Annotated in this window: 15 protein-coding genes and 1 pseudogene; 13 read left to right on the plus strand and 3 right to left on the minus strand. The window is 56.6% G+C overall.

The features are described 5' to 3' along the window. The 5 genes and pseudogenes from QMX85_RS22250 to QMX85_RS22270 all read left to right on the plus strand — a co-directional run. Positions 1-136, plus strand: a pseudogene (locus tag QMX85_RS22250) (ATP-binding protein); the annotation flags it as partial. 520 nt (positions 137-656) lie between these two features. Further along, on the plus strand, positions 657-1,100 hold the full coding sequence (msrB, locus tag QMX85_RS22255) for a peptide-methionine (R)-S-oxide reductase MsrB (protein ID WP_003464965.1): 444 nt from the start codon (positions 657-659) through the stop codon (positions 1,098-1,100). 1 nt (position 1,101) lies between these two features. Further along, entirely contained in the window at positions 1,102-1,641 is a 540-nt protein-coding gene (gene msrA / locus QMX85_RS22260) for a peptide-methionine (S)-S-oxide reductase MsrA (protein ID WP_003464967.1), read from the plus strand. Positions 1,642-1,781: 140 nt separating this feature from the next. Further along, on the plus strand, positions 1,782-2,486 hold the full coding sequence (locus tag QMX85_RS22265; protein ID WP_003464969.1) for a glutathione S-transferase N-terminal domain-containing protein: 705 nt from the start codon (positions 1,782-1,784) through the stop codon (positions 2,484-2,486). Continuing rightward, positions 2,483-3,451 carry a magnesium and cobalt transport protein CorA gene (locus tag QMX85_RS22270; protein ID WP_003464971.1) on the plus strand — a complete coding sequence of 323 codons (969 nt, stop codon included), beginning with the start codon at positions 2,483-2,485 and terminating at the stop codon, positions 3,449-3,451. The genes QMX85_RS22265 and QMX85_RS22270 overlap by 4 nt, the downstream gene beginning before the upstream one ends. A gap of 204 nt (positions 3,452-3,655) precedes the next feature. On the opposite strand, the gene QMX85_RS22275 is transcribed toward QMX85_RS22270, so the two are convergent. Next, the gene (locus tag QMX85_RS22275; RefSeq protein ID WP_016487060.1) at positions 3,656-3,823 is read right to left on the minus strand and encodes a hypothetical protein; all 168 of its coding nucleotides are present in this window, start codon (positions 3,821-3,823) and stop codon (positions 3,656-3,658) included. A 75-nt stretch (positions 3,824-3,898) separates the two neighbouring features. Here QMX85_RS22275 and QMX85_RS22280 point away from each other — a divergent pair, with 75 nt between their 5' ends. From QMX85_RS22280 to QMX85_RS22290, 3 genes are all read left to right on the plus strand, one after another. Further along, positions 3,899-4,912: a zinc-binding alcohol dehydrogenase family protein gene (locus QMX85_RS22280; RefSeq protein ID WP_002118279.1), complete on the plus strand. Its 1,014-nt coding sequence runs from the start codon at positions 3,899-3,901 to the stop codon at positions 4,910-4,912. 72 nt (positions 4,913-4,984) lie between these two features. Continuing rightward, entirely contained in the window at positions 4,985-5,416 is a 432-nt protein-coding gene (locus QMX85_RS22285) for a heme-binding protein (RefSeq protein WP_282344594.1), read from the plus strand. A 58-nt stretch (positions 5,417-5,474) separates the two neighbouring features. Beyond that, complete coding sequence (locus QMX85_RS22290) at positions 5,475-5,768, plus strand: DUF1330 domain-containing protein (RefSeq protein WP_003464978.1); 294 nt, start codon at positions 5,475-5,477, stop codon at positions 5,766-5,768. 325 nt (positions 5,769-6,093) lie between these two features. On the opposite strand, the gene QMX85_RS22295 is transcribed toward QMX85_RS22290, so the two are convergent. Then, positions 6,094-6,564: a hypothetical protein gene (locus QMX85_RS22295; protein ID WP_003464979.1), complete on the minus strand. Its 471-nt coding sequence runs from the start codon at positions 6,562-6,564 to the stop codon at positions 6,094-6,096. 467 nt (positions 6,565-7,031) lie between these two features. Between QMX85_RS22295 and QMX85_RS22300 the strand changes: the two genes are divergently transcribed. From QMX85_RS22300 to QMX85_RS22320, 5 genes are all read left to right on the plus strand, one after another. Next, entirely contained in the window at positions 7,032-7,634 is a 603-nt protein-coding gene (locus tag QMX85_RS22300; protein WP_003464980.1) for a sulfite oxidase-like oxidoreductase, read from the plus strand. Then, complete coding sequence (locus QMX85_RS22305; RefSeq protein ID WP_002118292.1) at positions 7,627-8,373, plus strand: ferredoxin reductase; 747 nt, start codon at positions 7,627-7,629, stop codon at positions 8,371-8,373. The genes QMX85_RS22300 and QMX85_RS22305 overlap by 8 nt, the downstream gene beginning before the upstream one ends. A gap of 453 nt (positions 8,374-8,826) precedes the next feature. Beyond that, positions 8,827-9,099 carry a glutaredoxin 3 gene (gene grxC / locus QMX85_RS22310; protein WP_005005995.1) on the plus strand — a complete coding sequence of 91 codons (273 nt, stop codon included), beginning with the start codon at positions 8,827-8,829 and terminating at the stop codon, positions 9,097-9,099. 67 nt (positions 9,100-9,166) lie between these two features. Beyond that, positions 9,167-9,448 (plus strand): DUF427 domain-containing protein, encoded by a 282-nt coding sequence (locus QMX85_RS22315; protein ID WP_003464986.1) that lies wholly within the window; start codon positions 9,167-9,169, stop codon positions 9,446-9,448. Between the two features lie 169 nt (positions 9,449-9,617). Then, positions 9,618-9,884 (plus strand): hypothetical protein, encoded by a 267-nt coding sequence (locus tag QMX85_RS22320; protein ID WP_003464988.1) that lies wholly within the window; start codon positions 9,618-9,620, stop codon positions 9,882-9,884. Positions 9,885-10,744: 860 nt separating this feature from the next. Here the strand turns inward: QMX85_RS22320 and sdhC are convergent. Next, positions 10,745-11,119, minus strand: a complete 375-nt coding sequence (gene sdhC / locus QMX85_RS22325; RefSeq protein WP_005005993.1) for a succinate dehydrogenase, cytochrome b556 subunit — start codon at positions 11,117-11,119, stop codon at positions 10,745-10,747. Positions 11,120-11,480: the final 361 nt, after the last annotated feature.

The raw sequence follows: 11,480 nt of genomic DNA on the forward strand, positions 1-11,480 counted from the left end.
CCACTGCCACATCGTCGAAACCGGTAACGAGTCCTATCGCCTGCAACACAGTAGCTTGGCGGCCCAGGCCAAGATCAAATCACGGGAGCGAAAGCGTAAGGGCGGCCAGGAACCGGAGGACGATGAGCCGTTCTGATTTCATGGCGACGACGGCCTGCTACATGGCTGCGTGTGGCAGGTCTTAAACAACTGAACTGGGCTAGCGAAGGAGTGGGGGCAACAGCAGCTGCGCTGGTAGACTTATCCACAGTTGCTGGTAACAAAATCAGCAATCCGCCCTGGGTCAAATTTCAATCGGCAGGGTGGGTCAATTTTCCATCAGCGCCAACACACTAAGCAACCATCAGAAAATTTTGACTGTACGCCAAAAAATTCGCATCTACCAGCATCTAAACAGGCGTTGTTGATTATCATAAAACACTGACACTGTATTATATAATCGTGCTTTTGTGTTATTTTTTTAATATTTACTGATTACGTACTTGCTTAACCACTCAGTTGCGCTAGAATTAATAGACGCGAAATTTAAATCTCTAATTTTCCAACACTTAGTAAAACCTCGTTTGCCATCCCACTACCATTGTAGGAGCAAATCAGGAGACATAAAAAATTAGCGGTAGCGTGCCTGGCCCTCTAGATAAGTATTGGAGACTGTAATGAAGTTTGAAAAGTCACAGACAGCAATCGACCACCTGACTCCCGAGCAACACCGAATTACCCAGGAGGCGGGCACCGAAAGGCCCTTCACGGGCGAGTACAACGACAACAAGGAGCCTGGCATCTACGTCGACATAGTGTCGGGAGAGCCACTGTTCGCTTCGACGGACAAGTTCGATTCGGGTACTGGCTGGCCCAGCTTCACCAAGCCGATCGTTTCGGCAAACGTGAACGAGGTGCGGGACAGCGCACACGGCATGGTCCGGACGGAGGTCAGGTCAGTACACGCAGACAGTCATCTCGGCCATGTGTTCCCCGATGGTCCTTCCGACCGCGGCGGTCTGCGGTACTGCATCAACTCAGCGTCCCTTCGCTTCATCCCGCGCGACGAGATGGAGTCCGAGGGATACGGTGAATATCTCGATCAAGTAGAGGAGGCTTAACATGCATCAGCGCGCTGTTCTCGCAGGAGGATGTTTCTGGGGCATGCAGGATCTGATCCGCAAGCGGCCCGGCATCATCTCGACCCGTGTGGGTTACACGGGCGGCGATATTCCGAACGCCACGTATCGTAATCACGGCACGCATGCCGAGGGGATCGAGATTGTCTTCGACCCGACAGTGACGAGCTACCGGAACATCCTGGAATTCTTCTTCCAGATCCACGATCCGACGACGCTGAACCGCCAGGGCAATGATCGTGGGCTCTCCTACCGGTCGGGCATCTATTATGTCGACGAGGAGCAGAAGCGCGTCGCCGAGGATACGATCGCCGATGTGGATGCCTCGGGGCTGTGGGATGGCAAAGTGGTGACCGAGGTCCAGCCGGTCGGCGAGTTCTGGGAGGCCGAGCCCGATCACCAGGATTATCTGGAGAAGCGCCCGGGCGGCTACACCTGCCACTTCGTCCGTCCCGGCTGGGTGCTTCCGAAGCGCCAAAAGGTTGACGACGTACAGCCAGCGGCCGGGACCGCGGCGGAATAGGCTTCACTGCCGTTGCCACTGCGCCGATCCGGTCCGCAATCTTCGTGACCGCGTCGTTCAGCGACGCGGTCATCGAACCCTACTTCAGAGTGACGGCTCGTTCCAGTCAGTCGCCATCGCAACACCAGGATCGCAGATTTATGCCAGACCTCTCGTCCTTTCCGATCACGCAGCGCTGGCCGGCATCTCATCCCGATCGCCTGCAACTCTACGCAGCCCCTACGCCCAATGGCGTCAAGGTCTCGATCATGCTTGAGGAGACTGGCCTGGCGTACGAGCCCCACCTGATCGACATCTCGAACAACGAGTCGAAGGATCCGGCGTTCGTGTCGCTGAACCCGAACGGACGCATACCGGCGATCATCGATCCGGCTGGCCCTGACGGTAGACCCATCGCCTTATGGGAATCCGGTGCGATCCTCCTCTATCTGGCCGACAAGACGGGTCAGTTCATCTCCACCGAACCAGGCCAGCGTTACGAGACCCTAGCGTGGGTGTTCTTTCAGATGTCGGCCATCGGGCCGATGTTCGGTCAGCTCGGCTTCTTCCTGCGATTTGGCGGCAAGGACTATGAGGACAAGCGGCCGCAACAGCGCTTTATCGACGAATCCACGCGTCTGCTGGGGATTCTGGATCGCCGGCTGGAAGGCCGCGACTGGATCGTCGACGACTATTCGATCGCGGACATCGCGACGCTCGGCTGGGTGAATGCGCTGGTGGAATTCTACGCTGCGGGTGACATCCTTGGCCTCAGCAGCTTTTCGAACGTCCGCGCATGGCTTGGACGCGGGCTGGCTCGACCGGCCGTCCAGCGTGGCCTCCACATTCCCGCGAGGCCAGCATGAGCATCATCGCCGCCTATTATTACAACGAAGGCAAGCGAGTTCGCGAAATCGCGCTCGATGAGCACGTCAAGTTGGGCGAGAGTCGCTCGGGCTTCTGCTGGATCGCGCTTAGCGAACCCACCCCCGAGGAACTACTCGCGATCCAAAGGACATATAATCTTCATCCGTTGGCGATCGACAACGCGATGCACCCGCTGTGCCCGCCCAAGCTCGAGGTCTACAACGATGAGTTGTACGTCGTCGCGCAGACCGCCGAGCTGGTCGGCGACCGGATCAGCTACGGCAAGATGGCGATCTTCACCGGTCACAATCACCTTATCACCGTGCGGCACGGCAATGCCGGAGCGCTGGGCAAACTTCGGGAGCAACTCGAGGCATCGCCGACGCAGTTCGGCAAGGGTGTCGACTATGTGCTGCACGCGATCTTGCATCGCGTGGTCGACCAGTATCTGCCCATCTTCGAAATGATCGAGGACGACGTCCTGGCGATGGAGCGACGGTCGCTGCACGATTTCCTCGGGCCAGAAGAGGTGGCGCGAATCTTCGAACTAAGGTCCGAACTCACGCGGTTCCAGCGCACGCTCGGGGCTATGGCCGAGCTGGTGCGAAAGCTCGTTCGCGGCCACTTTCCCTGCATCAGCGCCGAAATGACACCATATTTCCACGACGTCGCGGACCATGTCCACCGCGTGCAGTCCATGGTCGACGGCCTCCTGCTTGTCCTGTCCACGGTCTTTGAGGCCAGCAGCCTTCTTGAAGCGCAAAGGACGGGGGTGATCACCCGCCAGCTGGCGGCTTGGGCGGCAATACTGGCAGTCCCGACGGCGATCGCTGGAATATACGGCATGAACTTTAAGCACATGCCGGAGCTGGACACGGCCTACGGATACTTTGTCGTGCTCGGAGTGATAGCGATATCGTGCGTTTTCCTATTTGTGCGCTTCAAGAAGGCTAAGTGGCTGTGAATACTGCCCATCGTTTTCTTCGCCGTCATCTGACGGTTACAGCGGGCCTTATACGGAAGCTTGTCCAATCCAACTCAAGATGAAGGTGCGTCCATGACATAGCAGCTGACCGACGCTCTACAAGCAGTTCAGTCCTTCATCGCCAAGGGCTAAGACCGCGAATAGCGCGTCAAGGACAGCAATCTCGTCGATCTCGAGCCAGGATCAACCATCGGTCCGTGCGGCATCTGCGTCGACGCGGCGTTTCGCCTCGGAAGCGGTGATGATGGCGATAACGCCTCCACCCTCTACGCGATCACCGATCCGGCGACCGAGCATAAGGGCCTGTTGATCGACGTGTTCGATGAAATCTGCTACCGCGACCCAGTTCAAGAGTCGGGACCTCAATGTAGAAGAAGTTGACTAACGAGCATTCGCGTCATCCGATCAAGCAAGCTGGAGACATTTATGAAAGCCATTGGTTACAAGGTTCCGGGACCCATCGCCGCGGATGCCGCGCTGGTCGACATCAATCTGCCTCGGCCTGTCGCTGCAGGATACGATATCCTGGTTGAGGTGAAGGCCGTCTCGGTCAACCCGGTCGACTACAAGGTCCGCAACAGCACGCCGCCGGCAGATGGCGATTGGAAGGTGCTGGGATGGGATGCCGCCGGGATTGTGCGCGAGGTCGGCCCCGACGTCACGCAGTTCGAGTTAGGCGACGAGGTCTATTATGCCGGATCGATCACACGGCCCGGTACCAATGCGGAGTTCCATCTCGTCGACGCCCGGATTGTCGGTCACAAACCTGCGTCGCTCTCCTGGGCGGAAGCGGCGGCGCTGCCGCTGACGACGTTGACGGCCTGGGAGGCGATGTTCGACCGCCTGGACGTGGCGAAGCCCGTACCCGGTGCGGCGGAGGCGATCCTCATCATCGGTGGCGCGGGCGGGGTTGGGTCGATCGCCGTCCAGATCGCGCGACAGCGCACGGACCTCACCGTCATCGCCACAGCCTCTCGACCGGAAACCCAAGAGTGGGTAAGAGGGCTTGGAGCTCACCACGTCATCGACCATTCTCGTCCGCTCGCGCCACAGATCGCCGAACTCGGCATCGGTGCTCCCGCTTTCGTCTTTTCGACCACACATACCGAGCAACATGTCGCCGACATCGCCGAACTGATCGCCCCACAAGGACGGTTCGGACTGATCGACGATCCCAAGGCATTCGATATCATGGTTTTCAAGCGCAAGGCGGTGTCGATCCACCACGAGCTGATGTTCACGCGGTCGATCTACGGCACGCCCGACATGAATGAGCAGGGCGAGATTCTGGATGCGATGGCAGCGCTGGTTGACGACGGCAAAATCCGCACGACGCTGACCCGGCGACTGTCGCCGATCAATGCCGCCAATCTGAAGACGGTGCATGCACTGATCGAAAGTGGCGCGGCTAAAGGCAAGATCGTCCTCGAAGGCTTCTAACGACCGCGATCGCCAAACATCTTGTCCAACCTCAAAAAGCCGAACGGGTTATGCCCCAGCGATGAGAATCCCATGACCAAATCTATTGCCACCGCCTCGATCAACCGCGAAACCGCAGTCGCCCTCATCGACGCGGCGCTCGCTGCGGCCCGTGCCATCGGCATCCCGGCTGCCGTCGCCGTCGTCGACGCCACCGGTAACCTGCGCGCGTTCGAGCGCACCGACGATGCGCCGTTCCTTACCGTCGATGTTGCCATCGACAAGGCCTGGAGTTCCGCCTCGTTTGGGTTCCCGACCCATGTCTGGAACGACTATGTGACCAACGATCCAAAAGTGGCGCCGCTAGCCTATCGCCCTCGGATGGTCGCTGTCGGCGGCGGTTATCCGATTCTGGAGGATGGGAAGTTGATCGGCGGCATAGGCATCTCCGGAGGCAACTATCAGCAGGATCAGGATGCGTGCGTCGAGGCACTCATGAAAACCGGGTTCCAGTTGCCAGCCTGACGACTGTGAGGCCATCACCGGTGGTAATGGCCAACAGATCCAACCTTTGAGAGGCCTAATGATGGAAGCGTTCGTCGTCTTTACGCGGGAAGAAACCAGCGACCCACATGCACTCGCAACCTATTCTGCAGGCGTCGGACCATCGTTCGATGGTCACGACGTTACCTTTCTCGCCGCTTATGGCGCGATCCAGCATTTGGAGGGGCCGCCCATCGAAGGGGCCGTAATCTTGCGTTTCCCGACGATGCAGGCCGCTCGCGACTGGTATGACAGTCCCGCCTACCAAACCATCGCTGCTCATCGCTTTGCCGGTTCCCGTTACCGCGCCTTTATCATTGAAGGGCGGCGGTGACATACCGACAGAAGCACTTCGGCGCTGACCACGAGGTATCGGCGTGTGAACTCGCATCTTGGGAATCTGTGGGGGGGACCAAGACAGCGGCGCTAGGGGCTCATATCGTCGATCGGATCAGAGAGTTGCTCGGCGAGAATGGGTTATCTATTGCCGAGCTGACGGAGCGGAGCCGCCCTCTCCCAACGGATTGATTCAATCGTTGACGCTCCTCCTATCCGGATCCGGGTTTTCGCACGCTGATCAACAGAGTTACAGCGCGCAACGCCTGTAGTGGGCATCAGGGGATGGGTGGCAATCAGGATGATTGCCCACCTTCCAACGATTAACCTTGCTCAAGTTGCTTCACTAGTCGCTCCGCGTCGAGATGGAAGTCCGAGAAAACAATGCTACCGCCAGCGTCGATAACCGTAAACCACGGAGTTCCTCGTGTGCGGTAGTCTTCCATGAAGGTTGGAAACGGCGAGCCGGTCGGTTGCTCGTCGTGACCGAAAACGATAGGAAGCTCATACTTGAGCTGGTTCACGCGCAACTTCTCGAAGGTATTCTCATGCGTTCCTTCGAAGACGGTCTGGATCACTGCGAACCCCACGTCTTTTGAGCTCAACGCTGCATGCAACTTTTGTAGCGTCGGAAACCCATGCAAATGGCAACCTTGGCACCAATGCTGGAAGGCAAACAAGATTTTCGGGCCGGGCCCGATATCTGACAGTTTGAACGGCGCGATACTTTCCCCATCTTTGCCAATCCATTTTTGCACCCGCAGCTCAGGCGCTTGTCGTTCGATCTCGTTCATCTGATCCTCCAACCCCGATACAGAAGCTTAGTGGATGATCGCGCGTCGCGACGGTGCGCGAACGTCCGACCTTATTTTCCCTATTTCCTGAAGCCAGAATAGATCAGATCGACATTTCGTCCTTAATATACTCAAGCTGCCGGCGAGCGCGAACTGGGCAACCATGCGCTGGTGAGCCTTGAGCTTTGCACGCTGCCCATCCGTTTGAGAGCGAACCTGCAACTTCCGCTCCGCATACCGCAGATCAGCGTACGCAGCCTTGGGGTTATCTACCCTATAGCCATTGGGTATTGGGAATCATGCTGGCCTGACGCTATGTTCGATACGCGATTTTTTACGATGATAGAGCATCTGTATCTGATTTTTAGTCGATTGGCTTATTCGGCGGATGTGCGGGCAAATGCTTTACGCAGAGTACTGAAATGAAGGCCGGCTTCGGTCTGCCGTATCGAGCAAGAGGGGTCACTATGGTCACCAGAGGTTTCACCGGTCGCGGTTCAGGCGACCAGTCCGATCGGATTCCGCCAGGTCAGCATCTGGTGGAGGATTTCCCTGTTCTGTCGGCCGGCCCTACGCCGAGGGTAGAGCCCTCCGACTGGAAATTCACAGTCAAAATTGGTCCGAAGCCCGTCAAAACGTGGAATTGGGGCGAATTCAACACTCTACCAAAGACCCAGGTGACAAAGGATATTCACTGCGTCACCTCTTGGTCCAAACTGGATACCGTTTGGGAGGGTGTACTCATTGAAGACATCCTTGCAGATGCAGAGCTTGATCGGCCTACCGATTTCGTCTTGGCGCACTGCTACGATAATTATTCGACAAACGTCCCTCTGACGGATCTGCTTTCCGGGAAAGCGATGGTCGCCCTCAGTTATGCGGGCAAGCCACTTTCCCGCGATCATGGGGGGCCGGCGCGTCTTCTAGTGCCGCACCTTTACTTCTGGAAATCCGCCAAATGGGTGAATGCGCTGCAATTCACGACGCGTGACGAGGCCGGCTTTTGGGAGCTGCACGGCTATCACATCTACGGCGATCCGTGGCGCGAACAACGATACACCCATGACTGAAAACGAAGCGCAAGTCCGTTCGTGGCAATCATGCGTGATCGACGACATCATCCAGCAAACACCGAGTATCAAGAGCTTCTTCCTTCGGTTGAGCAAGCCGTTCGCGCACACCGCAGGTCAGCACGTCGATATCCGGCTGACCGCGCCCGACGGCTACAGTGCAATGCGCAGCTACTCGATCGCGTCATCGGCAGTTTCGACCCCGATCGTCGAGATAGCTATCGAGCGCATGCCGGATGCCGAAGTTTCGCCGTTTTTTCACGACATCGCGGCGATTGGTGACGAAATCGAAGTTCGCGGTCCGCTCGGTGGCCATTTCCTTTGGCCTGAGCCTGCCATAGATCCGGTTCTGTTGATCGGGGGAGGCTCCGGCCTCGTGCCGTTGATGGCAATGATCCGGCAGCGCCGCGCATTGGCCCAAGCCGTTCCGACAGCGTTGCTCCTGTCCGCACGAACCGCCGAGGACGTTCTCTTCTCAGAAGAACTTCATTGCATCGAAATCAGCGATCCGGCGTTCGTCCTGGCGCTCGCGATTACGCGCGAGAAACCGGTTCGCGCATCGGACTTTGCGCGACGGATCGACGGCATGATGGTCCAAGAAATTCTAACCAGGCTTCAGGGAAAGCCGACGCAAGTGTTCGTCTGCGGCTCTAACGGATTCGTCAACATCGCAACCGATAGCGCGCTGCTGGCGGGCTTGGACGCCTCCATCATCAAGACGGAGCGCTACGGGGGCTAGCGGCGCGAGCTATCTCACGTCGCGCCGATCGTAGACGTGCGCCCTGGGAAGCTTTGGCGATCAACGTGAACCGTTTTGCCGAACACAGTCTTCGTACCCCCCGGCCTCTAGAACGCCTTCGCTCGCGATACCTGGCTCGACATCAAGCTCAATTTGAAAGTTCCTGCACTATCCGTCGTCCTGATATGCTCGACCAGCATGATGGGCGATTCGAGCGGGACCGCTTCCGTCCCAATCGAGGCTCGGTTACCTTAGAGCATCGGCTCGGCGCTACAGGAGGCGCGTGCGGCCTCTGCCTGGCGGTGAAAGCACTTTGGGCCATGTCGCCTGGATAGCGGCCAATCGTCAGCATCTGCTCCGATGTCGGCCAAGGTGCAGTCGCCATCTTTGAACGCCGCGAATTGGAGATCAACGCCATGACAGCGATCCGCGTGCAACTGCCGGAGATGCAATATGACAACTGATGTATTGCTGTACACCACGAATTGGTGCCCGTTCTGCCGCCGAGCGAAGGCGCTCCTCAAGGAAAAGGGCGTGCGATGGAAGGAGCTCGATATTGAGGCGGATCCGGCTCACCGGCAGGCCATGGCGGAAGCGTCGGGGCGAAGCTCCGTGCCGCAGATCTTCATCAATGGCACCCTTATCGGTGGCTCCGATGAGCTATTCGCGCTCGATGTCAGAGGCGAGCTCGACAAACTTCTCGGGCGCAACCCGCCTGCCACCTGAGGAGGTGCGGCTTGGGGCAGCCAGCCCGCGAGCCTTCGCCGGTTGATGAATACAAAAGGAGAGTCCGTTGGTCTCAGCCATCTGGAAAGACACTACTATCGCCACAAGCGACGAAACAGTCATCGTCGAGGGAAATCACTACTTCCCACCGTCAGGAGTCGACCTGAGCCTGCTTGAGATGAGCCCGCACACATCTGTCTGTCCGATCAAAGGCGCCGCGCGCTTCTTTCATGTTCGCGCGGGTGACGCGCTCAACGTGAACGCCGCTTGGACCTATCCCGCCCCCACTCCGGATGCCGAGGGTATCCGGGATTACATCGCTTTCTGGAAAGGCGTGGACGTTGCCTAGCAGACTGGACGGACGACTTCGCTGATAGCCATGCGGGCGCCGACATCTCAATTATCCTGCCCACCCCGGGCCTCGTCGGCTGCAGGAATCTGCCCGGCACCTTAGCGCGACCCGGCACTGGCGGTCTCGCACCCGCCGCGCCTCTGTTCTATCAATAAGGATGGATGACATGGAGCATTCCGAGTTCGATGCCGCTTTCGCGAAGCTTGCGGAGGGATACAGAGAAGGGACTTATGAAGGCCGGCGTTTCAGCTTGATCGTCCGGCGATCTGGGGACGGACGTCGCAACAGTCTGTTCGCCAGGGAGTTGGACGGGACTGACATTGTCAGCTTCAACCTCTTCCGCGTTACATCAGATAGGACATTGTTGAAGCCGTGCGAAATGTCCGCCGAAAAGGTCGTAGCGTTCGTGCTGGAGTTCCGACCGGACACCTGACGGGCAGAAGAAGATCCCGGCCAACCGGCGCGCCTGCGACGGCCGGCTATCTAAGGCTGCGCAAGCCTATAGCCGCAGCTCATTGCACTTCGTCTGGCGAGGAATTCAACATCGATACGTCGCCATCCGCGGGGATATCGGTACAGGCGCCCGTGTAAGCCAGATTGAGAAATCCTAAGCGATGACTAACACCAATGACGCCACCCTTCCGACACATTCTATTCTTGAGGAATGCACAGCGATGGCTGTCGTCAACGCTCTGAAGATTATTCTGAAGAACAGCTACGCGATCTACCTTAAGACAAAAAATGCCACTCGGGCGCATCCCGCCCCTACTTCAGGGACTTTCACTTGCTTCTCGCTCTGTCACTCACAGCATCGGCACGCCCATGACGCATGGTATCCAGGCCTCATAATTTTCCCATATAACCTTCTTGTCTTTTGCGCACCCAGAAAGACTCGAGGCTTTAACTGGACAGATGAGCCCTCGAGGGTAGTGTTCACCTGATTGGCTTTCTCATATCTGATGTTGATTCGCACAGTGTGCCAACCAGGTGATAGTTTCAAAAAACCTGCGCTTCAGAGCGAATTAGACGATCTTCGATAAGAGCGATCCGCCTCAAAATCCAAAACATCTAACATTGTCCTAGAGCCATATTTGTACCTAGTACTATGGCGCTCCCATTAACACATTTGATGATGCACAGAAAACTTAGCTCATGATAGCTTTCAGCTAACAGCTATTCGGAAGCCCGAAAGGATTCAACCGTTTAAGCGTGAACCGTCGATTATAAATACTTTCGTAAGTTAGCTTTAAAGGACGCTTTTAGTCCTTGTAAATACGCATTACGACTCCACAGCTACCAAATCCATACGGCGCCAGCAACCATTAAAACACCCGACACTACTAAAACAATAGTAGAGGCGCGATTGCTGCCTTTCAAAGTATGACCAACACCCACATCCATAACTAGGTGTCGAATTCCGGCTACGAGATGATAAATAAATGAAGAGTATACCAACCAGAAACTAACTTTGCCGAAAGGTGAAGAAAAAATCTCCTTGACTTCATTAAAACCCTTTTCTGACTCCAACGATTTGCTCAGCATATACAGTATCAGTCCCAGAAAAATAAAGAGCATAATTCCTGAAATCCGGTGCAGAATCGATGTAAGCGCCGTGAGAGGAAGCTGAATGGTTCGAATATCAAGATTAACCGGCCGCTTTTTATTCATTTTGACTCCAGTCAACAATTCTAGTGGGGGATTTCAGTTTTCGATCTCATTCATCATAGCAGCTGTAACTAAGGCTGGCGGCGACAATAATGGAGATATTCGGGGCTTACGTTGCATTTTGAGGTCGCAAGTGCATGTGCGTAAATTGAAGCAAATTGCAAGGTTATGCCCAATAGGTAGCTAGCTTATTAATTTAACAAAAGTGACGTGTGTCGTTCTGCAGGGCATGCTGTTCCCCCAATGTCATCAACCTAAGCTGCAGCCCTGCCCAAGGCAAGCCCCCCGAAGCAGCCAGCCGCCATGGCCGTCGGGCGATGACCAGGCCTCTGCCGCTCAATCAGGCGGTCTAGCTGGGCTGGCG

The sequence above is a fragment of the Pseudomonas sp. PS02288 genome (assembly GCF_029959715.1).
In the GTDB taxonomy this organism is placed as follows: domain Bacteria; phylum Pseudomonadota; class Gammaproteobacteria; order Pseudomonadales; family Pseudomonadaceae; genus Pseudomonas_O; species Pseudomonas_O kuykendallii.

Bases quoted from the DNA above. Each gene is read 5' to 3' on its own strand.
- msrA (WP_003464967.1), top strand. From the start codon at position 1,102: ATGCATCAGCGCGCTGTTCTCGCAGGAGGATGTTTCTGGGGCATGCAG.
- msrB (WP_003464965.1), top strand. From the start codon at position 657: ATGAAGTTTGAAAAGTCACAGACAGCAATCGACCACCTGACTCCCGAG.
- QMX85_RS22270 (WP_003464971.1), top strand. From the start codon at position 2,483: ATGAGCATCATCGCCGCCTATTATTACAACGAAGGCAAGCGAGTTCGC.
- grxC (WP_005005995.1), top strand. From the start codon at position 8,827: ATGACAACTGATGTATTGCTGTACACCACGAATTGGTGCCCGTTCTGC.
- QMX85_RS22285 (WP_282344594.1), top strand. From the start codon at position 4,985: ATGACCAAATCTATTGCCACCGCCTCGATCAACCGCGAAACCGCAGTC.
- QMX85_RS22265 (WP_003464969.1), top strand. From the start codon at position 1,782: ATGCCAGACCTCTCGTCCTTTCCGATCACGCAGCGCTGGCCGGCATCT.
- QMX85_RS22300 (WP_003464980.1), top strand. From the start codon at position 7,032: ATGGTCACCAGAGGTTTCACCGGTCGCGGTTCAGGCGACCAGTCCGAT.
- QMX85_RS22280 (WP_002118279.1), top strand. From the start codon at position 3,899: ATGAAAGCCATTGGTTACAAGGTTCCGGGACCCATCGCCGCGGATGCC.
- sdhC (WP_005005993.1), bottom strand. From the start codon at position 11,119: ATGAATAAAAAGCGGCCGGTTAATCTTGATATTCGAACCATTCAGCTT.
- QMX85_RS22290 (WP_003464978.1), top strand. From the start codon at position 5,475: ATGATGGAAGCGTTCGTCGTCTTTACGCGGGAAGAAACCAGCGACCCA.
- QMX85_RS22305 (WP_002118292.1), top strand. From the start codon at position 7,627: ATGACTGAAAACGAAGCGCAAGTCCGTTCGTGGCAATCATGCGTGATC.
- QMX85_RS22320 (WP_003464988.1), top strand. From the start codon at position 9,618: ATGGAGCATTCCGAGTTCGATGCCGCTTTCGCGAAGCTTGCGGAGGGA.
- QMX85_RS22295 (WP_003464979.1), bottom strand. From the start codon at position 6,564: ATGAACGAGATCGAACGACAAGCGCCTGAGCTGCGGGTGCAAAAATGG.